The sequence below is a fragment of the Streptomyces sp. NPDC001450 genome (assembly GCF_053597295.1).
On sequence record NZ_JBSFHY010000063.1, the window covers coordinates 1 to 20,714 of the forward strand.

At 69.6% G+C, this 20,714-nt stretch carries 21 protein-coding genes and 1 pseudogene; 13 read left to right on the forward strand and 9 right to left on the reverse strand.

All coding sequences use genetic code 11. The features are described from left to right. Window positions 1–108: 108 nt before the first annotated feature. Window positions 109–1,851 (reverse strand): lysine--tRNA ligase, encoded by a 1,743-nt coding sequence (gene lysS / locus ACWC5O_RS41665; protein ID WP_450585460.1) that lies wholly within the window; start codon window positions 1,849–1,851, stop codon window positions 109–111. 128 nt (window positions 1,852–1,979) lie between these two features. On the opposite strand from lysS, the gene argS reads away from it, so the two are divergent. The 7 genes from argS to ACWC5O_RS41700 all read left to right on the forward strand — a co-directional run bounded on the left by argS (window position 1,980) and on the right by ACWC5O_RS41700 (window position 9,803). Beyond that, window positions 1,980–3,743, forward strand: a complete 1,764-nt coding sequence (argS, locus tag ACWC5O_RS41670) for an arginine--tRNA ligase (RefSeq protein ID WP_450585462.1) — start codon at window positions 1,980–1,982, stop codon at window positions 3,741–3,743. Between the two features lie 988 nt (window positions 3,744–4,731). After that, window positions 4,732–5,385, forward strand: coding sequence for a TetR/AcrR family transcriptional regulator (locus tag ACWC5O_RS41675; protein ID WP_450585463.1), 654 nt, complete (start codon window positions 4,732–4,734; stop codon window positions 5,383–5,385). 231 nt (window positions 5,386–5,616) lie between these two features. Further along, the gene (locus ACWC5O_RS41680) at window positions 5,617–6,027 is read left to right on the forward strand and encodes a DUF485 domain-containing protein (protein WP_450585465.1); all 411 of its coding nucleotides are present in this window, start codon (window positions 5,617–5,619) and stop codon (window positions 6,025–6,027) included. Then, window positions 6,024–7,631, forward strand: coding sequence for a solute symporter family protein (locus ACWC5O_RS41685; RefSeq protein ID WP_450585467.1), 1,608 nt, complete (start codon window positions 6,024–6,026; stop codon window positions 7,629–7,631). Before ACWC5O_RS41680 ends, ACWC5O_RS41685 begins: the two co-directional genes overlap by 4 nt. 499 nt (window positions 7,632–8,130) lie before the next feature. Continuing rightward, entirely contained in the window at window positions 8,131–8,628 is a 498-nt protein-coding gene (locus ACWC5O_RS41690; protein ID WP_450585469.1) for an RICIN domain-containing protein, read from the forward strand. A gap of 69 nt (window positions 8,629–8,697) precedes the next feature. After that, the gene (locus ACWC5O_RS41695) at window positions 8,698–9,225 is read left to right on the forward strand and encodes a nucleic acid/nucleotide deaminase domain-containing protein (protein ID WP_450585551.1); all 528 of its coding nucleotides are present in this window, start codon (window positions 8,698–8,700) and stop codon (window positions 9,223–9,225) included. Between the two features lie 20 nt (window positions 9,226–9,245). Continuing rightward, window positions 9,246–9,803, forward strand: a complete 558-nt coding sequence (locus ACWC5O_RS41700; protein WP_450585471.1) for an SUKH-4 family immunity protein — start codon at window positions 9,246–9,248, stop codon at window positions 9,801–9,803. Window positions 9,804–9,822: 19 nt separating this feature from the next. On the opposite strand, the gene ACWC5O_RS41705 is transcribed toward ACWC5O_RS41700, so the two are convergent. After that, on the reverse strand, window positions 9,823–10,773 hold the full coding sequence (locus ACWC5O_RS41705) for a helix-turn-helix transcriptional regulator (RefSeq protein WP_450585473.1): 951 nt from the start codon (window positions 10,771–10,773) through the stop codon (window positions 9,823–9,825). Window positions 10,774–10,844: 71 nt separating this feature from the next. Here ACWC5O_RS41705 and ACWC5O_RS41710 point away from each other — a divergent pair, with 71 nt between their 5' ends. Further along, entirely contained in the window at window positions 10,845–11,231 is a 387-nt protein-coding gene (locus ACWC5O_RS41710) for a VOC family protein (RefSeq protein WP_450585475.1), read from the forward strand. Here the strand turns inward: ACWC5O_RS41710 and ACWC5O_RS41715 are convergent. The 3 genes and pseudogenes from ACWC5O_RS41715 to ACWC5O_RS41725 all read right to left on the reverse strand — a co-directional run bounded on the left by ACWC5O_RS41715 (window position 11,228) and on the right by ACWC5O_RS41725 (window position 13,227). Then, window positions 11,228–11,540 (reverse strand): annotated as a pseudogene (locus tag ACWC5O_RS41715) (hypothetical protein). The gene ACWC5O_RS41710 and the pseudogene ACWC5O_RS41715 overlap by 4 nt on opposite strands. Before the next feature lie 119 nt (window positions 11,541–11,659). Further along, entirely contained in the window at window positions 11,660–11,845 is a 186-nt protein-coding gene (locus ACWC5O_RS41720) for a hypothetical protein (RefSeq protein WP_450585476.1), read from the reverse strand. Continuing rightward, the gene (locus tag ACWC5O_RS41725) at window positions 11,842–13,227 is read right to left on the reverse strand and encodes a helix-turn-helix domain-containing protein (RefSeq protein ID WP_450585478.1); all 1,386 of its coding nucleotides are present in this window, start codon (window positions 13,225–13,227) and stop codon (window positions 11,842–11,844) included. The genes ACWC5O_RS41720 and ACWC5O_RS41725 overlap by 4 nt, the downstream gene beginning before the upstream one ends. 196 nt (window positions 13,228–13,423) lie before the next feature. On the opposite strand from ACWC5O_RS41725, the gene ACWC5O_RS41730 reads away from it, so the two are divergent. Beyond that, complete coding sequence (locus ACWC5O_RS41730; RefSeq protein ID WP_450585479.1) at window positions 13,424–14,095, forward strand: DUF4232 domain-containing protein; 672 nt, start codon at window positions 13,424–13,426, stop codon at window positions 14,093–14,095. Here the strand turns inward: ACWC5O_RS41730 and ACWC5O_RS41735 are convergent. Further along, on the reverse strand, window positions 14,035–14,544 hold the full coding sequence (locus tag ACWC5O_RS41735) for an ATP-binding protein (RefSeq protein WP_450585481.1): 510 nt from the start codon (window positions 14,542–14,544) through the stop codon (window positions 14,035–14,037). The two genes, ACWC5O_RS41730 and ACWC5O_RS41735, sit on opposite strands and share 61 nt — an antisense overlap. A 142-nt stretch (window positions 14,545–14,686) precedes the next feature. Between ACWC5O_RS41735 and ACWC5O_RS41740 the strand changes: the two genes are divergently transcribed. From ACWC5O_RS41740 to ACWC5O_RS41750, 3 genes are read left to right on the forward strand one after another with little or no spacing between them, the layout of a single operon-like run. After that, entirely contained in the window at window positions 14,687–15,472 is a 786-nt protein-coding gene (locus tag ACWC5O_RS41740) for a helix-turn-helix domain-containing protein (RefSeq protein ID WP_450585482.1), read from the forward strand. Further along, window positions 15,469–15,654 carry a DUF397 domain-containing protein gene (locus tag ACWC5O_RS41745; RefSeq protein WP_450585484.1) on the forward strand — a complete coding sequence of 62 codons (186 nt, stop codon included), beginning with the start codon at window positions 15,469–15,471 and terminating at the stop codon, window positions 15,652–15,654. Before ACWC5O_RS41740 ends, ACWC5O_RS41745 begins: the two co-directional genes overlap by 4 nt. Before the next feature lie 33 nt (window positions 15,655–15,687). Further along, the gene (locus ACWC5O_RS41750) at window positions 15,688–16,503 is read left to right on the forward strand and encodes a DUF4253 domain-containing protein (protein WP_450585486.1); all 816 of its coding nucleotides are present in this window, start codon (window positions 15,688–15,690) and stop codon (window positions 16,501–16,503) included. 16 nt (window positions 16,504–16,519) lie between these two features. Here the strand turns inward: ACWC5O_RS41750 and ACWC5O_RS41755 are convergent, their stop codons facing one another. Then, window positions 16,520–17,722 carry an aminotransferase-like domain-containing protein gene (locus ACWC5O_RS41755; protein ID WP_450585488.1) on the reverse strand — a complete coding sequence of 401 codons (1,203 nt, stop codon included), beginning with the start codon at window positions 17,720–17,722 and terminating at the stop codon, window positions 16,520–16,522. 113 nt (window positions 17,723–17,835) lie between these two features. Then, window positions 17,836–19,170 carry a helix-turn-helix domain-containing protein gene (locus ACWC5O_RS41760; RefSeq protein ID WP_450585489.1) on the reverse strand — a complete coding sequence of 445 codons (1,335 nt, stop codon included), beginning with the start codon at window positions 19,168–19,170 and terminating at the stop codon, window positions 17,836–17,838. Window positions 19,171–19,348: 178 nt separating this feature from the next. Between ACWC5O_RS41760 and ACWC5O_RS41765 the strand changes: the two genes are divergently transcribed. Next, entirely contained in the window at window positions 19,349–20,098 is a 750-nt protein-coding gene (locus ACWC5O_RS41765) for a DUF4232 domain-containing protein (protein WP_450585491.1), read from the forward strand. A 75-nt stretch (window positions 20,099–20,173) separates the two neighbouring features. On the opposite strand, the gene ACWC5O_RS41770 is transcribed toward ACWC5O_RS41765, so the two are convergent. Then, window positions 20,174–20,530, reverse strand: coding sequence for a DUF805 domain-containing protein (locus tag ACWC5O_RS41770; RefSeq protein WP_450585493.1), 357 nt, complete (start codon window positions 20,528–20,530; stop codon window positions 20,174–20,176). Window positions 20,531–20,714: the final 184 nt, after the last annotated feature.

A 20,714-nucleotide genomic window follows, 5' to 3' on the forward strand; every position in this document is an offset into this window, starting at 1 on the left:
ACCCGCCGTACATCCCGCTCACCGAGTGGGAGTACGTCGCCCCGGAGGCCCGTGACTACGACCCGGTGACACCGGGCGCCCCCTCCTCCTATGACGCTATGACGCGGTCTACTCCCCGAGCAGGGCCCGCACCCGCTCCTGCCCCACCGCCAGCAGCAGCGTAGGCAGCCGAGGCCCGGTGTCCCGCCCGACCAGCAGGTGGTACAGCAGCGCGAAGAACGACCGCTGGGCCGTCTTGATCTCCGGCGGCAGCTCCTTGGGCGTGGCGTCGGCCGAGAACCCGGCCTGCACCTTGGGCACGCCGTACACGAGGTGGGTCAGCCCGTCGAGCGACCAGTGCTCGGCGAGCCCGTCGAGCAGCAGCCGTACCGACTGCTGGGACGCCTCGTCGAGGGACTTCAGCAGCTCGGCGTCGGGCTCGTCCCGGACGATCGTGCGCTGGTCGGCGGGGACGTGGGTGTTGATCCACGCCTCGGCCCTGTCGTACCGCGGCCGCGCCTCGTCCAGTGAGGACAGCGGCTGCTCCGGGTCCAGCTCGGACAGGATCCGCAGCGCCTGGTCCTCGTGGCCGGCGGTGATGTCGGCGACGGAGGCGAGCGTGCGGTACGGCAGCGGACGCGGCGTCTTCACCAGCTCACCGGCGGCCGTGCCCACGGCCCGCGTGTAGGCGGCGACGTCGGCCGGCAGCGCGGACCCGTCCGCGACCTTGCCCGCGAGCTTGTCCCACTCGTCGTACAGCCGCTGGATCTCCTGGTCGAAGGCGATCTTGAAGGACTGGTTGGGCCTGCGGCGGGCGTACAGCCAGCGCAGGATCTGCGGCTCCATGATCTTCAGAGCGTCCGCGGGGGTGGGCACGCCACCCCGCGAGGACGACATCTTCGCCATGCCGGAGATGCCGACGAACGCGTACATCGGGCCGATGGGCTGCTTGCCGCCGAAGATCCCGACGATCTGGCCGCCGACCTGGAAGGAGGAGCCCGGAGACGAGTGGTCGACACCGCTCGGCTCGAAGACGACGCCCTCGAAGGCCCACCGCATCGGCCAGTCGACCTTCCAGACCAGCTTGCCGCGGTTGAACTCGCTCAGCCGGACGGTCTCGGAGAAGCCGCAGGCGGTGCAGGTGTACGCCAGCTCGGTGCTGTCGTCGTCGTACGAGGTGACGGTCGTCAGGTCCTTCTCGCAGTTGCCGCAGTACGGCTTGTACGGGAAGTACCCGGCGGAGCCGGAGCTGCCGTCGTCCTCGGACGCGGCGCCCGAGCCCTCCTCGGCCTCCAGCTCGGCCTCGTCCACGGCCTTCTGCTGCTGCTTCTTGGCCGGCTTCTGCTTGGTCCGGTACTGGGCGAGGATCGCGTCGATGTCGCCGCGGTGCTTCATGGCGTGCAGGATCTGCTCGCGGTAGACACCGGAGGTGTACTGCGCGGTCTGGCTGATCCCGTCGAACTCGACGCCCAGCTCGGCGAGCGACTCGATCATCGCGGCCTTGAAGTGCTCGGCCCAGTTCGGGTGGGCGGAGCCCTTCGGGGCCGGGACGGAGGTCAGCGGCTTGCCGATGTGCTCGGCCCACGACTCGTCGACCCCCGCGACGCCCGCCGGCACCTTCCGGTACCGGTCGTAGTCGTCCCAGGAGATCAGGTGGCGGACCTGGTGCCCGCGGCGGCGGACCTCGTCGGCGACCAGGTGCGGGGTCATGACCTCGCGCAGGTTGCCGAGGTGGATCGGACCGGAGGGGGAGAGTCCGGACGCGACGACGACCGGTTTGCCCGGGGCCCGACGCTCCGACTCCTCGATGACCTCATCCGCGAAACGGGAGACCCAGTCGGTGGTCTCGGTGCTCTGAGCCACGATCGGCACGTCCTTCTTTCTGAACGGGGTGACACCCCATTCTCACAGACGGACTTGCGTCGGCGAAAACCGCTTTACCTCCCATGGGATACTGGCTGGGACTATCCATCCCCACGAGGAGAACGGCACCCATTCCTATGGCCTCGGTCACGTCCCTCAGCGATTCCGTCCAGCAGCAGCTCGCGTCTGCCCTCTCGGCTTCCCTGCCGGAGGCCGCCGGCGCGGACCCGCTGCTGCGACGTAGCGACCGGGCCGACTTCCAGGCCAACGGAATCCTGGCGCTCGCCAAGAAGGCGAAGGCGAACCCCCGGGAGCTGGCCACGCAGGTCGTCTCCCAGGTCGTCGCCGGTGACGTGATCAAGGAGATCGAGGTCTCCGGCCCCGGCTTCCTGAACATCACGATCGCGGACCGGGCGATCACCGAGAACCTGGCCGCGCGGTACGCGGACGAGACGGGCCGCCTCGGCGTGCCGCTCGCCGCGGAGCCGGGGACGACGGTGATCGACTACGCGCAGCCGAACGTGGCGAAGGAGATGCACGTCGGCCACCTGCGGTCGGCGGTCATCGGCAACTCGGTGGTCCAGCTCCTGGAGTTCACCGGCGAGAACGTGGTCCGGCGGCACCACATCGGCGACTGGGGCACCCAGTTCGGCATGCTCATCCAGTACCTGGACGAGCACCCGCACGAGCTGGACCACAAGAGCGCCGAGGTGACCGGCGAGGAGGCGATGTCGAACCTCGACCGCCTCTACAAGGACGCGCGGCGGAAGTTCGACGCCGACGAGGAGTTCAAGACCCGTGCCCGGCGCCGGGTGGTGGACCTCCAGGCGGGCGACGCGCACACCCTGGCCATGTGGCAGAAGTTCGTGGACGAGTCGAAGATCTACTTCTTCTCCGTCTTCGAGAAGCTGGACATGGAGATCCAGGACCCCGACATCGTCGGCGAGTCCGGCTACAACGACATGCTGGCCGAGACCTGCCGCCTCCTGGAGGAGTCGGGCGTCGCCGTCCGCTCCGAGGGCGCCCTCTGTGTCTTCTTCGAGGACATCAAGGGCCCGGACGGCAAGCCGGTCCCGCTGATCGTCCAGAAGTCCGACGGCGGCTACGGCTACGCGGCCACCGACCTCTCGGCCATCCGCGACCGTGTCTTCAACCTCAAGGCGAACACCATGGTGTACGTGGTGGACGCCCGCCAGGCGCTGCACTTCCGGATGGTCTTCGAGACCGCCCGCCGGGCCGGCTGGCTGAACGACGACGTCACGGCGTTCCAGCTGGCCTTCGGTACGGTCCTCGGCAAGGACGGCAAGCCGTTCAAGACGCGTGAGGGCGAGACGGTCCGCCTGGTCGACCTCCTCGACGAGGCGGTCGACCGCGCGTCGGCCGTGGTCCGGGAGAAGGCCCAGGACCTGTCCGAGGAGGAGATCGCCGAGCGGGGCGCCCAGGTGGGCATCGGCGCGGTGAAGTACGCGGACCTGTCGACGTCGGCCAACCGGGACTACAAGTTCGACCTGGACCAGATGGTCTCGCTGAACGGCGACACGTCCGTCTATCTCCAGTACGCGTACGCCCGTATCCGGTCGATCCTGCGCAAGGCCGGCGAGGTCCGCCCGGCGGCCCACCCGGAGCTGGCCCTGACGGACGCCGAGCGCGCCCTCGGCCTGCACGCCGACTCCTTCGCGGAGACGGTGGCCGAGGCCGCGAAGGAGTACGCCCCGCACAAGCTGGCCGCGTACCTCTACCAGCTGGCGTCCCTGTACACGACCTTCTACGACAAGTGCCCGGTCCTGAAGGCCGAGACGCCGGAGCAGGTGGAGAACCGCCTCTTCCTGTGCGACGTCACGGCCCGCACGCTGCACCAGGGCATGGCGCTGCTGGGGATCAGGACGCCGGAGAAGCTCTGACCGGTTCGTGATCAGGGCTGGGGGAGCTACCCGCGCAGCACTCCGGGAGCTCCCCCAGCACCCTGATGCCACTATGCGATGTGGTCCGCCTCCAGCTCCGCCGTGTGGCGGTTGACGAAGCGATTGACCATGCGGTCCGCGTCGGACGGCGTGAGCGTGATGCCGTACACGTTCTGGTGCCACCACCCGTGCGGCTCACCAGGGCCTTGAGCCGCTGCTCAGCCTCATCGCGGGACCTCTCGGCGAACTTGGCCGTCTCCTCCGTCAGCCGAACGGCTTCCTCGCGGGCCTGTTCGCGAATCCTCTCCGCCTCAGCGCGCAACTCCCCCGCTCGTCTCAGGATCAGCCCGGAGACCGAGTGGCCATGGCCCAGTTGCGTGACGTCCAGGATGTTGCCGCCGGGCCTCGTCACCGCGTGGTCGGCGAGCAGCGTGCTCAGGACCGCCGTTCGTGACCGCACAGAATGGAACGGTGCCGGCGGCCCCGCCGGTACTGGTGCTGGTGCCACCGCCCCCACCCTGCCCCGGCGAAGCCCCAGGGCCGGTGGCACTTCCCGCGGTACCGCCGGTGGCATCCGGCGTTGTCCCGCCGGCCGCGAGCAGCAGCCCGATCACCATGGAGTTGCTGTCCGGTTCGGCCGACCACACCTGCTCCAGCTGGTCGACCATGAGCAGCATCGGAGGGTGTACGACACCGTCGCACCCCAGGTCGGCGAAGGCCCGCGCGGCCGTGCGCGTCCTTGGCGTGCGTCGCCAGGTGCCGGGCCGCGTGTACGGCGAACACGTACCGCCATATCCCACTGAGCGCGGCCCGGTACGCGGGGTTCGTCGACCGCATTCCGCTGCTTGCGTCCACTGGCTCGGGGAAGTCTTGGGATCGTACGACCCCCTCTTCCGAACAGTGTTCGGTTATCGGAGTGCGTGTACCGTAAAAGCCGAGCAAACGGCGCTACGAAGGACGGAGCGCGCAGCGATGTGGGGGTGCAGCGGTGGCCCGACCGACCAAGCCGATCCTCAGCCGGGGCGGCATCTGCGCCGCGGCACTCTCCATCGTGGACCGTGAGGGACTCGCCGAGCTGTCGATGCGAAAGCTCGCCGGGGAGCTCGGAGTCCAGGTCTCCTCCCTCTACGAGCACGTCAAGACCAAGGACGACGTCCTCCATGAGGTCACCAACACCATCATGGAGAGCGTGGACGTCTCCGGCTTCGAGACCGGCGACTGGCGGCACGGCGTTGCGTCCTGGGCCCGGTCCTACCGCGCCGCCCTCGCCGCCCACCCCCATATCGTTCCGTTCCTGGCCCACGGCCCGGCCCGCCGTGAGGCCTCGCTGCGGCGCGCGGACACCGTGCACGGCGGCCTCGTCGGCGCCGGCTGGCCCCCGCGCTACGCCACGATGATCGGAGCCTCGACCAAGTACCTGGTCGTCGGGTCGGCGATGAGCTCCTTCGCCCGAGGGTTCGACGACGACGTACAGGTCTACGTAGAGCGGTATGCGCACCTGGCCGACGCCCACCGCCTGAGCGACCACGCGGACACCATCGACCGGGACAGCTTCGAACTGGCCCTGGAGATGTTCCTCGACGGCCTCAGCGTGCTGCACACGCGCGTGACGGAGCCCAAGGCGTCCGTGTCGGGCTCCTGATCCGCCCCGCCCGCCGACCCGGCGCCGGCTCCAGATCCGCCCAGTGGCCCATTGCCGATCCGCACCACACGGTCACGGCGCGGTGACACCTCAACCTGCCGTGGTCCCACACCTTGTCGGGCGCAGGACCCCACTCTAAGCTCCCAAACCGAACGGCGTTCGGTTGTGGTGTCGGGCTATCCCTGCTCAAACACGGCCTCGCGTCACCGCTCGCAGCAAGGAGTTGATGCCGTGTACGGGCCCCATGAGTCGAGCTATGGGTTCCATCAGCCGCGCCGGCAACCGTCGCCGCACGGGCAACCGCCGCTGTACGTCCGTGAGGCTCCCGAGGATTGGGGCACCCCGCCCGAGGTGATGACGTCCCTCGCCCGGCTGCGTGCCGAGCGCCGCTCCAGGATCTTTCCCGTCGCCGCCACTGTCATCAGCCTGTACCTGGTCAATGCCCTCATAGCCAGCTGGGCGCCCGATGTGATGGCGATCAGACTCATCGGCCATCTGAACGTCGGCCTGGCGCTGGCGCTGCTGCAGTGCGGCACCACGCTCACGGTCTGTCGGTGGTACGCACGCTACGCGCGCACCCGCCTGGATCCGCTCGTCGACCAAGTGCGCGCAGCACTGGGATACCGCGGGGAGGAGCAGTGACCACATCTCCCGTGCTCGCGTCTCCCGTGCTCACGCAGACGACCCACACCGGGGTCGTCATCACCGTCTTCGCGGTCTTCGTCGTCGGCGTCGTGCTCATCTCCCTGCTGGACGGATCGGAATCGGACACACCCCGGCGCTTCTTCGCGGGGGGTCGCCGACTGTCCTCCCCTCGCAACGGCATCGCCCTGTTCGGCGACTTCATCTCCGCCGCAACGCTGCTGGGGACCCCCGGTCTCATCGCCCTGGCCGGGTTCGACGGCATCCCCTACCTGCTGGGTCCCATCGTCGCCTGGGCTGTGATCCTCCTGCTGGTCGCCGAGCCGTTCCACAACGCCGGGCAGTACACGGTCGGCGATGTGCTGGCGCGGTATCTGCGGCCACGCCCCGTCCACATGGCCATGGGCATCGCCACACTGGTGATCTCGCTGTTCTACCTGACGGCTCAGCTGGTGGGTGCCGGTGCCCTCGCTGCCCCTCTGCTCGGCATCACCGGAGTCCCGGCCCAGAACTTCCTGATGCTGTTCCTCGGCATCCTGATGATCATCTACGTGGCCATCAGCGGCATGTACGGCGCGACGCTGGTGCAGTGCTTCAAAGCCGCCTTCCTGCTGGTTGCCAGCGTGTACCTGGGCCTGCTGGTGCTGGGGAAGTTCGGCTGGAATCCCAGTCACCTGCTGGGGGTCGCGGCCGAACGCAGCGGCGTCGGCGAGGCGTTCCTCGCGCCCGGAGCACGGTCCCAGGGCGCCGGCACCGACAAGCTGGACGCGCTGAGCCTGCAACTGGGAGCGGTGCTCGGAGCAGCCGGCCTCCCGCACCTCCTGCTGCGCCTGCGCGCGGTGCCCAACCCACGCTCCGCGCGGCGCTCCGTCCAATGGACAGCCGCATTGACATGCGCCTTCTGCGTGACCGCAGGGGTCCTCGGGTTCGGCGCGGCAGGCCTGCTGGGCCCCCAGACGGTCGTGAGCAGCAACGCCTCGGGGAACACGGCGACGCTGCTGCTGGGGGGCTCGCTCGGCGGGTCGCTGCTGCTCACCCTGATGTCATGTGTGGCGTTCGTGACCATCCTGGCCGTCGTGGCGGGCATCGCCCTCGCCGCCGCGACCTCTGTGGCGCACGATGTCTATGGTGCGGTGATCATGAAGGGGCGCGCCACCGCGTCCCAGGAAGTTCTGGTGGCCCGGGCGTCGGTGGTGGTGATCGGCGCCGGGGCGACGACCATCGCCCTCTTCTCCTCACGCCTCAACGTCTCCTTCGCCGCCGGGCTGGCGTTCGCCGTTGCGGCCTCGGCGATCCTCCCCTCGTTGCTGTTCGGCCTGTACTGGCGGGGCTTCACCACCACCGGAGCACTGTGGAGCGTCTATGGCGGCCTGATCTGCTCGGTGTCCCTGGCCGTGCTCTCTCCTGCCGTCTCCGGAAATCCGGCCGCGCTGTTCCCGGGCATGGACTTCGACGTCTTCCCGCTCAAGTACCCGAGCATCGTCTCGGTCCCCCTGGCCTTCCTGCTCGGATGGCTGGGCTCCGTGATGGGCAAGGAGAGACCCCATCCGGCCACCCGGTCCGCCTTCGAGCTGCGCATGCTCGTGGGCAGCGACTCGTCGTAAACCGGAGGCGCAACCGCGCCGGGTCTCCGGGTGCCGACCGGAGGGACCCTTTCGATCGGGTGACCTCGCCGGCCAAGGCTTCGGACCGGTCCGGGGCGTCAAGGGTGCCTGCGGAGTCGCTGACGCGATGGGCTGCGCCCACCCCGGACAATCTGTCCAGGCCCTTCGAAGGCTGGCTGCCGGGCGGCCCCGGGGTCCTCCTGTCCCTCGGTGCGAGCACCAGGGATCGCACGCGGCCGGCCGGTCGCGAGGACAAGACTGTGAAGGCGACCCGTGGCCGGGCTCCTGAAGTGGAAGAGGGTCCCGCAGGCGTGGGCTTCATCTCGGTATCTGTCCCAACCTGCAGGTCAGAGGCTTGGGATGACGTCGGGACGCCAGGACGAGTGATCTTGATTGTCTGCGGGAGGGATGCCATGGATCATCTCCACCGACCCGTAGGAGCGCCTGAGTTCACAAGGCGGCCTCGCCATTCCCCCCAACCCACGACTGGGCGTCACCCATGCTCAAGCGCCGTATGGCCGCTGTCGCCGTCTCCGCCGCCGCCCTCATAGCCGCCGGCCTCGCCGCCACCCCCGCCAACGCCCTCAGCACCGAAGGCCACCAGCTCAAGCTCCAGGACAACCTCTGCCTCGACATCCCCAACGGCAACGCCGTCGTCGGCGCCCAGATCCAGCGGTGGGGCTGCAACGGCACCCCCGCCCAGCAGTGGAACCTCGTCGACGTCGACTCCACCCACCACCTCGTCCAGAGCGCCATGAACACCAGCCTCTGCCTCAACAACTGGGAAGGCGGAGACAAGACCGGCAACCACATCAAGCTCTACTACTGCGCCAACAGCGGCGACGGCTCCTTCAACTGGGTCCACAAGGGCAACGGCACTCAGATGCAGCCCCGCGTCGCCGTCGTGAACTGCCTCGACGCCTGGAGCGGCACCGGCCAGGGCAACGAAATCCGCCTCTACCCCTGCACCGACGCCCCCGGCGAGAACTTCGCCTAAGAGGGTCTGCCCAGCCAACGGCATTGGCCTCAGCCCGCGTTCGGCGGGCTGTAGGGCAGCCACTTGTCGGTGCCGTCGGCGTTGTACCAGGGGCTCCACGGAATCGTCGGCGATGACGGACGCTTCTATATTCCTCAGACTCCCAAGGCAAAGGCAGAGTTCCACGCCGAGAGCAAGCACCCCGGCAGGGCGAAGTCCCAGAAGATCGACCCCTCCACCAGCGACCTGGCCCGGGCCACGCAGGCTGCTCGTGTCGCGCGCAGCGATGGCGGGGGAACGAACTATGCCGCAGGCCGCTACGTCGACGCGGTCGGCCGGGAATCAATTCTCGTCGGCTACAGCAACAAGCGGGGACATTCCGAGCGCATGATAGGATTCCCCATCCTGCACTCGGGAAACAAAGACAGACTCGAGGAAATATTCACAGAACGAGAACCCTGTCAAAAGAACCCGGTATGCGCTCGCTGGTTGGATTACCATTTCGGGTCGGATCTCAAGGTGACCCACGCTGCGGATTACTACGACGCGAACGGGAAAACCACCAACAAGCAACACACGCAGTATCTGAACGGCCTGAAGAAAACCCTCGGACTGTAGCGTCACACTAGGATGCACCCGTGAATTTCGCAGTGACCCCCACCGACATGATCGCAGCATACGGCCTGGCCAATGTGGTCTACTTTCCACAGTCCCCGGTCGGCGATTCCGTCGACCCGCGCGCATTGACCCTCCTCAGTTCGGTGGGACTTCCGCACTCCGAAGTCTTCACATCGAAAGAAGATCCGGAGGACCCGTACGAGCCAGGGTTCGACCCGACCGTCATCGGCAGCCGATTCGATCATTACGGGTTCTCCTGCCCGGAGGAGAGCCGGACCTGGTGGGTGCTGGGCTACCTCTTCACCTCCCTCATCGCCCTCGATCCGGAATCCGGAAAGGTGTATGCCTTCCCGGAGAGCGAAGAGCAGTACATCCTCCTCCATCGCGATGTCGAATCGCTGCTCTTCAGCCTCCTGGAGTTCCGAAAACTAGAGGTAGACCACGACAACGACGTCGCCCCGGAGGAACTCTCCGAGCGTTTCCGGCGAGTGGTCGGCGCCTTCGATCCCACACCGTTCGCCGACGAGGAATCCCAGTGGAACTTGTCGCTCGAAGAGCTGGAGCACGGAATCTGGTGAGACCTGAGGCGAGAGAGTCTCACCTGTGTGCGTCGAGGAGTTCCCGGGTGCGGCGCAGCAGGGCCTGCCGTACCGACTCCGGCGCCAGGACGCGCAGCGGGGTCCCCAGGCCCAGGAGGTAGCAGGCCAGGCCGTCCGGGTCGGGGCCGCCGATGTCGATCAGGGTCGCGTCCGGGCCGTCGGGGCGGTGGGTGCCGATGGTGGCGGGGACGACGCGGAGTGCCTGGTCCAGCGGGAGGGGCAGGCGGATGGTCGCGGACAGGGGGTAGGGGCCGTTCGCGATGTTGCGAGATACCAGTCGTGCCGGATCGGGCGGGTCGGTGAGGTCCACGGGGTGGCCGGTGGGCTGGAGGCGGTCGACACGGTCGGCCCGGAACGTCCGCCACTGTCCTCGGGACACGTCCCGCGCCACGAAGTACCAGCGCCGTCCGGTGTGGACGAGACGGTACGGGTCAACCTCCCGGACGGTCACTCGTCCCTCTGCGTCGGTGTACGACAAGCGGGCGCGCTCGCCCCGCCGGCAAGCCGCCGCCAGCTCCAGCAGCAGGCCCGACCTGATCTGCGGCCCGTCGGCCCCAGGGAGGCGTACGAAGGCATCGTCCAGTTCCCCGAGGCGGTCCGCGATCCGGCGTGGCAGCACCTGGCGCAGCTTCAGCAGTGCCGACAGGGCCGCCTGGTCGCCGCCGAGCGCGTCGCTCAGCGCCGCCTCCCGCAGCCCGACCGCCACGGCGAGCGCTTCCTCGTCGTCGAGGATCAGCGGCGGCACCCGGGAGCCGGCGCGGAGGCGGTAACCGCCCCAGGGCCCGACCTCGGAGTCGATGGAGTAGCCGAGTTCCCGGAGCCTCGCGATGTCCCGCCGGACCGTGCGGTCGGTGACCTCCATGCGCTCGGCCAGTTCCGCACAGGTCCAGGACGGCCGGGAGGACAGCAGGGACAGCAGCCGCAGCAGGCGGGCGGACGAGCTGATCACGCACGGAAGTTTTCCACACGACGCCACAACCAGGACCGAAACTGTCCGGGTCACGGCCTAGCGTTCCCTTCATGAGCACGGACACGACCTCCGCACCCTCCTTCCGCTACGCCGCCGTCACCTTCGACTGCGCCGACCCCGCTGAGATGGCCAGCTTCTACGGTGAGTTGCTCGGCTTCCCGGTCTTGTTCTCCACTGACGACTTCGTCCTGCTCGGCCGGGAGGGCGCGGCCGGCCTCGGCTTCAACCGCCTCGCCGACTACCGCCGGCCCACCTGGCCGGACCCCACGCAGGAGAAACAGGCGCACATCGAGCTGGGCGTGGACGACCTGGGCATCGCCGAGAAGCGATTGCTCGATCTGGGCGCCACCAAGCCCGGGTTCCAGCCGGACCCGGAGCGCTGGCGGGTTCTCCTCGACCCCGCCGGTCACCCCTTCTGCATCACCACGCTCGTCTAGGGCAGAGCGAACTCGCACCACACGAGTTTGCCGGGGAGCCGTTCCCCGACGCCCCACTTGTCGGCCGCCGCCGAGACCAGCAACAGGTAGCGTCCGCCTTCGTCTTCGTCTTCGTCTTCGTCGGCCCCCGGCCTCCTCCCCGACACGAGGTGTGCCGGGGCCGCTGCCGTGCGCCTCGGCCCGGACGACCACTCCGTCGTACCGCAGCCGCATCAGGAACCCACGCCCCGGCGGCGCCCCGTGCCGGAGTGGCCCGGTCTTGCACCCGTCGCCTCCTTCACCGCTGATCCGGACACCCGTGCCGCCCAGGTCGCGGACTCGTTGACGGACGGCTCCCGCAGCCCGCTCAAGGACCCTCACCTCGCCCTGGTTCCGGCGCGGCGGTCCGCGGACATCCTGGCGGCCGCCGGGAACACCAGCCCCTTCGCCTACACCGTGCGCTGCCCCATAGGCCACGACTGGTCGGCGGCGCGGGTGACACTGCCGAACGAGGTCGCCAAGAGCACGACCAGGAAGGCTGTTCCGCCGTCGGCGGGCGAACCGTTCGTGACGGTACCGGTGGTCCCGCCCGCGCCCGGCTGGTAACGGCCTGCGAGGGACGTGTCCGGGCTCACTGTCCTGTGTCCGGCGGGGTGTACGACAACCACTTGTCTGTGCCGTCGGCGTTGTACCAGTAGGCCTTGTCACCCTGCATGCCCACGGTACGGAACGGCTTTCCGCGGTTGTCGATCCGGGCGGTGCCGTGCTGGTCACCGCTGCTCCAGGTCAGTTCGAGGTACCAGCCGACGTCCTGGGCCGCGGTGCTCGCGTCGATGTTCAGTACTTCCGGGTCGTCGACGGACACCTTGTACGGGAAGTTCGTCGCGCGCGTCTCGATGTTGCCCTCGTGACCGGGTACCGGCTTGGCGTTCGGGGACGGTACGTCGAGGTCGACGGCGAACGAGGCGGGCGCCAGGTCGCCGCCGCAGCCGCTGCCCATCATGTAGGCGTTCCCCTTCGGTGCCGTGCGGGTGCTGGTGGTGCGGACGCGGAGCGCGTGCAGCACGACGGGCCGGCTGCTGCTGCCCTGCACGGTCACCTGCAGCCGCAGGTGCCCGGCCGGTACGGCACCCAAGGCCGCCGCCCAGCCGTCGGTGGCCTGACTCGCCGGCGGCGGAGGCACGCTGCCGGGCGGGCGCTGGAGGAGGAAGAACTGGTCACAGGGGCTGTCCCAGTTGTTCGTCAGCACGTTCACGTGGAACGGCGGCGCGATGCCGGCGGATGTGCCGCCGCTGTCCGAGGGCTTGCCGGCGTCCGTGGGTGTACCGGCCGAGCGACTGGCCTCCGCTGACGGGGACGGCGATGCGGTGGACGCCGGGGCGGACGTCCTGGCCGTCGCACGGTCGGACGCGGTCGCCGCGTCACGTGCGGCGTCGGACCGCCCGGCCGCACGCGCTGCGGTCCTCTCCCCGCTGTCGGAGGCCCCTCCGAACTGCGTGGCCGCGGCGACCGCGGCAGCCGTGACGGTCATGGCGCTCACGACGACAGCGGCCACGACGGCGGACCGCCGCCGCCTGCGGGGCCGTACGACCGGGGCGACGGTCGTGACAGTAGGTGGCGGCTCGGTCGACGGTTTCAATAAGGCCGGTACGTCGGCAACTACGACGACATCGTGGGCATCGGGGGCAGCGGCCGGCTCGGCCTCGGCGGAGGCCTCGGCGTGATCGGCCACCTCGTCGGCCTCGGGAGCGCCGGGTGTCTCGGTCGCCCGGCGGCGAGCGGCGTCCGCCAGGATCCAGTGGCGGTGCAGCTCCACCAGCTCGTCCCGAGTGGCCCCGCAGACGCGGGCGAGCCGCTCCAGCGGGGCGTAGTCGTTCGGCACCGTCGTGCCGTTGCAGTAGCGGTGCACCGTGGACGTGCTGATGTGGAGTCGCTTGCCGAGCGCGCCGTAGCTGCGACCGGAACGCTCCTTCAACGCGAGCAGCAGCTTCGCCAGTTCCTGGTACTCGTCCGCCATCGTCTCTCCCCCACCGTCCCAGAACGGCGTCCCAGGCCCCTGCCGTATCCCCAGTTCAGACGGCGTGGAACCGTTTCAGGGTTCCCAACTGCCCATGGAATCTAGCGGGTGAGACGGATCGCACCGCACGGTTCTGGTCATCGGCCGGTTCACCCGATCCGGCCCCGACCGAACCAACCAACGGGAGAAGCACCACATGTCCGTCCAGCGCTTCCTGGTCTCCGCGGCCACCCTGGCCCTCGGCTCCTTCGCCCTCGTCGCCTGCGACCCCGGCTCCGCCACGGGTTCCGCTCCCGCCGGCACGGCCGCCACCGCCTCCGCTGCGGCGAAGACCACCGCCTCCCCCACCACCGAGCCGTCCCGCGGCTCCGCCGGAACAGCGGCCGCGGGCAACGGCTCGGCCAAGGCCACGCCCACGACCGCCAAGCAGACCGGCGCGCACAGCTCGGGCACCGCGTCCGGGACCGGCGGCGGCACCCGGGCCGGGATGTGCCGTGCCGGCCAGCTGACGGTCACCGCCGCCCCGGTCTCACAGCCCTTGAACCACCTGCTGATCACCGCCAAGAACACCAGCGGCGCCCGCTGCGACCTCGGCATCATCGGCCTCGTCACCTTCGACGGCCACGTCCGGGCAACCACCCCCGACGGCATCGGCGGCGGTCCCAACATCCTGCGTCCCGGACAGTCGAACTACGAGGGCGTCGCACTCGACCAGCAGGACGCCCCGGGGCAGGGCAGCGACACCTCGTACCTGACCGTGAAGCTGGACAGCGGCGACACCCTCCGCATCCCGGTGAAGGCACACGTTCACGCCCCGCGGATCTCGGTCTGGGAGCCTTCCGCGGCCGACGCCCTCTCCGCCGCGTAGGGACTCGGCCCCGTCCGGGTGCCGGCCGTTTCACGGTCGGCACCCGGCGTGTCCCGGTACCACTCGCACCACACCAGCTTCCCGGGGCCGCGTTCCGCCACGCCCCACTTGTCACTGAGCGCGCTGACGAGCAGCAGCCCACGCCCGCCCTCGTCCGGGTCGTCGGCGATCCTCGGCACACCTGGTCCGCTGTCATGCACTTCGGCCCGCACGACCAGCCCGTCGTACCGCAGCCGCAACAGGAACCCCCGCCCCGGCGGCGCCCCGTGCAGCAACGCATTCGTGGCCAACTCGCTCACACAGAGCGACAGATCGGCGTAGCGGTCCCATTCGGCCAGCCCCCAGTATCTCAACGACCACTCGGCGAACCGCCTGGCCGCGGGCACGGATCGGCGGGAGCGGGCGTAGAACTGGTCGCGCTGGTAGGGGAGTTCGGTTTGCGCGTTCACGGGGCGACTGTCGCGCAGAGTGACTAGCCTGGATCAGTACGAGATCCCGTACAAAGCGTTTGTACGGGATTGTGCGGGGGTCGGGTACGGGCAGGCGTGGGAGTTCAGCAGCATGACGACTTCTCGGAAGAACCAGTCGGCCATGAAGATGCTCGGCCGTCAACTCGCTACGGCGCGCAGGGCGGCGGGGTTGAGCCAGTCGGGCCTGAGTGTCGCGCTGAACATCAACGAGGAGACGATCGCCTCGATCGAGCAGGGCCGACGGTCCCTGAAGCCGGACATCGCCGAGATCTTCGACGAGTTCCTGGGGACCAAGGGGATGCTGGCGGCGGGGGTGGCCAACCTTCCGGAAGTGGATCAGTTTCCGTTGTGGGCTGAGGAGTACATGGATCAGGAGCGGGTGGCGATCGCGTTGTCCTGGTACGACAACGCGGTCATCCCCGGTCTGCTCCAGAACGAGGCGTATGCACGGGCAGTCCTGCAGAACCGCGTTCCGGCTTACGACGAGGAGCAGTTGGAGAACTCACTGAGGCTGCGCCTCGACCGCCAGGAGATCCTGCGCCGAAAGAGCCCACCGACGTTGAGCTTCGTGGTCTGGGAGCCCGCGCTGCTCCTGCAGCTCGGCTCGGCGGGAGTATGCAGGCAACAGCTCCAGTTCCTGCGCGAGATGGCCGAACTGCCCTGCGTCTCGCTCCAGGTCCTGCCGTTGAGCAGTCCCTTTCACGCGGGGGTCGACGGCCCGTTCACGCTCCTGGAAACCCCTGACCACCAGCACGTCGCCTACACCGAGTCGCAACGCGGCAGCCAGTGGGTCTCTGACGCAGATGAGGTGTCCATCCTTTCGCGTAAGTATGCGATGCTGCGGACACAGGCCCTGACCACGCAGGATTCGATGGGCCTGCTCGACCGCCTGGTAGGAGAACAATGAGCGACGAAGCACTTCAGTGGTTCAAGTCGAGCTACAGCGGTAGCGAGGGCGGCCAGTGCCTCGAAGCAGCCGTCTCCCCCCACACCATCCACATCCGCGACTCGAAGCAGCCCCCCTCCGACAGCCCCACCCTGCACCTCACCCCCACCACCTGGGCCGCCTTCACCTCCTCCCTCAAGTGACCGTTGTCAGTGCCGCCCCCTACAGTCGGCGGCATGGCGACTCTTCCCAACCCGCTGCCCAAGTTGACGACGGACCCGAGTGGTCGGTCCCTCGGGCTCCAGCTGCCGCCCGGCAGGCTGATCGACGCGACGGACGAAGGCCCCTGGCACGAGCCGCTGTTGTGGCATGCGGAGAAGGCGGCCGCGCCCGGCACCTGGAAGGCGTTGGGCGCACCGGCCGCGCGTGCCGGGCTCCTTCCTGTGCTGGTGGATGTGCAGGACGATCAGGGCGGGCCGGTGAACTGGGGGTTGGCGCCGGACGAGGTGTCGTACCCGGGTGATCACGACGCCGAGGACGTCCTCGCGGAGTACTGGGAGGACTGCGTCGAGGAGGAACTGGCCGAGGAGGTCGAGCCGTTCGGGCCGGAGTGGCCCGGTCTTGCACCCGCAACCTCCTTCACCGCTGATCCTGACACCCGTGCCGCCCAGGTCGCGGACGCGTTGACGGACGGCACCCGCAGCCGGCTCAAGGATCCTCACCTCGCCCTGGTTCCGGCGCGGCGGTCCGCGGACATCCCGGCGGCGATCGGCTGGTCGGGACCGCTGAACTACGAGGACGACGTGGCTCGGCTGTGCACCGTCCTTCGCTCCTGGGAGGACCGCTTCGGTATACGGGTGGTGGCGCTGACCTTCGACACGCTGACGGTGTCCGTCGCCGCGCCGCCGGCCACCCTGGCCGAGGCCGAGGCGGTGGCGGCGGAGCACTTCGCGTTCTGCCCGGACAACATCACGCAGAGCGGTCCGGACACCCTGCGCGCGTACGCCAAGGGGCTGATCGGCGAGCCGGCCTGGTCCTTCTGGTGGGACTGACGCCGACCGGCGGCACTCAGCCCATCAGCCCTCTGCCCAGCCGCCTCAGGCCCTCCGCGATCTCCTTTGGTGTCTGCGTGACGAAGCACAGGCGGAGGGTGGAGGGGTCGGGGGCGGTGGCGTAGAAGGGGGCACCGGGGACGTAGGCCACGTCCTGCTTCACCACGCTCGGGAGCAGGGCCGTGGTGTCGTACGACTCCGGGAGGCGGACCCACAGGAACATGCCGCCCTCGGGACGGCTCCAGGTGGAGCCCTCGGGGAGGGCGTCGGGGAGGCCGGCCAGCATGGCGTCCCGGCGTTCGCCGTAGACGGCGCGGACACGGGCCACATGGGCGTCCAGGACGTGCAGGTAGCGGGCCGCGGCCAGTTGGTTGAGGGTCGCCGTGTGCACGTCCGCCGCCTGCTTGGCCACCGTGCACGCCCGCCGCAGTTCCGCGGGGGCGCGGAGCCAGCCGAGGCGGAGGCCGGGGGCCATGACCTTGGAGAAGGAGCCGAGCAGGACGACACGGTCCTCGGCGCCGGGGCAGGCGGCGATCCAGGGCGGCCGGGTGCCGTCGTAGCGGAGTTCGCCGTAGGGGTCGTCCTCGATGATCCACAGCCCCTGGCGGGCGGCCACGGCGGCGACGGCCTCGCGGCGCGGGATCGGCATCGTGCGGCCGGTGGGGTTCTGGAAGGTGGGGACGAGGTAGAGCAGCTTCGGGCGCTCGCGCCGCACCGCCTCCTCCAGCGCCGCCGGGTCCACCCCGTCCTCGTCCCCCGGCACGGCCACCACCCGCGCCCCCGCCAGCCCGAAGACCTGAAGTGCCGCCAGATAGCAGGGGCTTTCGACCAGCACCGTGTCGCCGGGCTCGATCAGCGCCGTCGCCAGCAGGGACAGGGCCTGCTGGGAGCCGGTGGTGATGAGCAGGTCGTCGGGGGCGGTGGGCAGGCCGAACGCGGTGACGCGGTCCGCCAGGCCGGACCGGAGGACCGGCTCGCCCTCCGTGGTGGCGTACTGGAGCGCCTGCGCGGGGATCTGCGCCAGCACGTCCCGGAACGCGGCCGCTATGCCTTCGTGGTCGAACATCTCGGGAGCCGGGAGGCCGCCCGCGAAGTTGATCACCTCGGGACGTGCGGTGACCGCCAGGATGTCCCGGACGGGCGAACCACCCACGCTACGGGCACGTGCCGCGAGCGGCGGAACGGCGGCGCGGGGCGGTGCGGGTTCGGCGACGGACATGGTCGGCTCTCCTTCGGCTCCGGAAACTGCCTCTCCGCGCGCAGCCTAGGGACTACATGCCCTCTACACCCGTCATTCCGCGATGCGGACATCCGGCAACACCGGTTGCCGGCCTAGAACTTGGTCGTGCCCTCCTTGACCCATCCCGAGCCGCCCAGCGGGAACTCGTAGGCGGGACGCCCGTTGTTGCCGCTCGTGCGGAACGGCCGGCCGTGGTCGTCGATCAGCAGCACGCCGTGGCGGGACCCGCTGGACCAGGTCAGCGCCAGGGACCAGCTCACGTCGTACGCCGAGGCCTCGGCCGTGACGTGGAACACCTCGGGGTCCGACTCGCTGGCCTTGAACGGAAAGTTCCGGTGCCCTGACTCGGGTACGACGGTGGGGCGCGCGGAGTCGAGGGCGACGGTGAAGGAGCGGGTCGGGACCTTTCCGCCGCAGCCGACACCCGGGTACGCCATGGCGTAGTCGTTCCATGCGAGCGGCGTGCGCTTGGTGACCGCATGGACCGTCAGGCTCTGCACGACCACGGTCTCCTGGCCGGTGCCCTGCACGGTGAGCGTGACCTCCTGCTTCCCGGAGGAGACGGCACCGTGCGCGGCCACCCAGGCGGTCGCGTCCTCCTCGGTCGGCGGCGGGGCCACCTTCGCCGGGGGCCGGTCGATGAGGTAGCGCCCGTCGCAGGGACTGTCCCAGGTGTACGCGCTGGTCGCCACCGTCAGCGGAGCGGCGTCGGAGGCGCCGCCGCCGGACTGGGCCTCGCCCTTGCCGTCCGTCCTCGGTCCGCCCTCGGCCGACGCGGAGGGTGCCGCGGAGGTGGAGGGCGAGACGGAGGCCGACGGCGAGGTGCGGGTGTGCGGTGCCGTCGAGGTGCGCCCGTCCGCCGCCGCCTGACCCGGCGTCGAGGCCGCCGCGAGGGGACTGCCGTCCGCGGCGTCCGAGCCGCCCGGGGTCAGGTGCACGGCGAGCGCGACGGCACCGAGCACGGCCGCGACGGCGATCCCGGCGACGACGACGGTACGGGTACGACGACGAGCGGTCGGGGCCGGCATGTCCGGAGCCTCGGCAACAGGTTCAGCCGGAGCGTCCGGAGCCTCGGCAACCGGCTCGGCCGACGGCTCCGGCTCAGCCAGCGGCTCCGGCTCGGGCTCGGGTCTGTTCCCCGCCGGCCCCGGCTCGGGTGCCTCCGCCTTGCCCCGGCCCCGCATCGCGTCCGCCACCACCCACCGCCGGTGCAGCTCGACCAGTTCGTCCGGCGAGGCCTTGCAGAGGCGGGCGAGCCGCTCCACGGGGGCGTAATCGGTCGGTACGGCATCCCCGTTGCAGTACCGGTGGAGCGTCGACGTACTCACATGGAGCCGTTTGGCCAGGACGCCGTAGCTGAGCCCCGACCGGTCCTTCAACTCCCGTAACAGCTCGGCGAAAGCGGCGCCAGAAGTGCTGTCCGGCACTGTCCCTCCCTCTCCCCGTGTCCCGTCCCCACGTTCCAGGGAAGGGATGTCTCCCCAGGTCAGAGCCTATGTGGGCATTCCAGCGTCCCTGATCCTCCGCCGGGTGTGGCAGGCGGGACGGACCGCCCCACAGGCTGTGGCCATCCAAGCACGCCACCACTCGGAAGAGAGATCAGCCATGCGCACCCGCCGTACCCACCTGCTTGCGGTCACCGGAGTCGCCCTCGCCGCGCTCGCCCTCACGGCGTGCGGCGACGGCACGGGAACGAAGGACCACGGTGCCTCGCAGCCCTCCTCGACGGCGGCCGCGACCACGGGCGGCAAGGGCACCGCTCTGCCGGCCTCCGATGCCTCCGACAAGTCGGCGGGTTCGGGCTCCGGTTCGGGCTCGTCCGGCTCCGCCAAGGGCTCCTCGACCTCGTCGGGCTCGGGATCCTCCGGTTCCTCAGCCTCGTCGTCCTCCGGCTCGGGCGGCTCCACGGACCCGTCGGACCCGAAGAACCACGTCCTGTGCAACGGTTCCAACACCCGGGTCACCGCGCAGCCGGTGTCCCGGCCGCTCAACCACATGCTCCTCACGGTCAAGAACACCGGCTCGAAGTACTGCGACCTGACCTACTTCCCCGTCCTGCGCTTCGACGAGATGCAGTGGGTGCCCCAGGCCGACGAGAAGACCCACCCGCAGGCCGTGACGACCCTCGCGCCCGGTGAGTCCGGTTACGCGGCCGTCCTGCTCTCCGCCGCCGACGGAAGCGGCCAGGGCGGCACGACGGGTCACAAGCTGACCGTCGGCTTCCAGGGCAGGAGCCCCAACAGCAGCGGCGGCGCCGCCGCAACCCCGGCGCTGCCGGCCAAGGGGGTCTACTACGACAGCGCGCTGAAGGTCACGTACTGGCAGCAGAGCCAGGACGACATCGCCGGCTGGTGAGTTGCCCGGTGATGCAGCGAGGCCGCCCGGGCAACGGCCCGGGCGGCCTCGGCACGTCAGTGCACCGGCGTGGCGTTACGCGACCGCCGGGGCCTCCTTCGGGTTCGGGCCGTACTTGTTCGCGCCCGCCTCGCCGTCCGAGCAGTAGAAGACCAGCAGGACGATGGAGCCGATCAGCGGAATGATCCCGATGAGGAGCCACCAGCCGGAGCGGCCCGTGTCGTGCAGTCGGCGCACCGCGACACCCCAGGCCGGCAGCAGGAACGCGACCACGGCGATGCCCACGAGGTAGGGCGCGTGAACCGCGGCGCCGATGCCCACCAGCACGACGTAGACGATCCACACGAACAGCATGAACAGCCAGTACTCCTTGCGGCGCGCCCGCCCGCTGAAGACCGCGTACTTCTTGAGCGCCTCGAGGAACCAGCTCATGACAAACCCCCAGGGGATCGATGTTCAGACCCTCCGGAACGGATCAGGCCAGGCGCAGAGATTAGGGGGTTCGGCAGGAGCACGTCATACGCGGTGCGACATGGCGCCAAACATCGATTTCAGGACAGATCCGTCCACGATCACAGGTTGTTTCCACCATCGCCGCCGGACGTTCCGAAAACCG